The sequence below is a fragment of the Geobacillus sp. LYN3 genome (assembly GCF_003064505.1).
GTDB lineage: Bacteria > Bacillota > Bacilli > Bacillales > Anoxybacillaceae > Parageobacillus_B > Parageobacillus_B toebii.
Map to the genome: position 1 here is coordinate 1,185,907 of NZ_QCWL01000001.1, position 850 is coordinate 1,186,756.

The 850-nt window shown below is 39.9% G+C and carries 1 protein-coding gene; it reads right to left on the reverse strand.

All coding sequences use genetic code 11. The features are described from left to right. Window positions 1-336: 336 nt before the first annotated feature. Window positions 337-850: transposase (locus DCC82_RS06185; RefSeq protein ID WP_233252937.1), on the reverse strand; the 514-nt coding region annotated here is incomplete at its 5' end.

An 850-nucleotide genomic window follows, 5' to 3' on the forward strand; every position in this document is an offset into this window, starting at 1 on the left:
TCGCATATTTATCAAAATTTGGGGGCTAGAAGTTCAATTTATCTCGAAGAATTTTTACTCCTCAGAGCTGTTATACACTTACAACTATAGCAATGAATAGAAAAAAGTTAAACAAAATATAATTAATGGAGAATAAATTGATAATTCTTTGACGCTACCAAAAAAATTGCGGTACCGTCAAGAATTTTGTGTAATGTAATGGGGTAGGGTTTCTCTGAAATGGATTTGAATTGATAGGGGACTGATTTTCTCCACACAGGAGACTGAATATTCAGTCTCCTGTGTGGACAGAGGAAACCCCCTTTCTTTGCTTATTTGTTTATTTACAATATTTGGTTAATTGTAGCATTCTTCAAACATTCGCTCGAGGGCTTCCTGTGCTTCGGCAAATCCTCTTAACTTTCGCCCTGCCCATTTCTCATTAAAATCTTGGATGGTCAAATACACGACTTTTTCCGCGGCTTCTAAACTGCTCAAACTGTTCATCGGCTTTAGACGTTTCCGAATTTCCTTGATCGTTCGTTCGATGGCATTGGTCGTGTAAATCACACTTCGAATACTGCTTGGATCATCCATAAATGTAAGGAGGACATCCAACTCATTGGCCCAAGATTGAACTTCTCTTGGATATTTGCTGGACCATTTCGACTCAAACTGTTGAAACATTTGTAACGCCATCTCCTTATTCGGCGCGCGATAAATCAGTTTGAGATTCTCTGCCACTTCAAATTGATCTTTTTTCCGAACACGATTAAGAGTATTACGAACTTTATGAACGACACAACGCTGCACATCGGCTTTCGGATAAACGGCCCGAAAAGCTTCCTCCAGCCAGCCGGTGTGGCGTTGA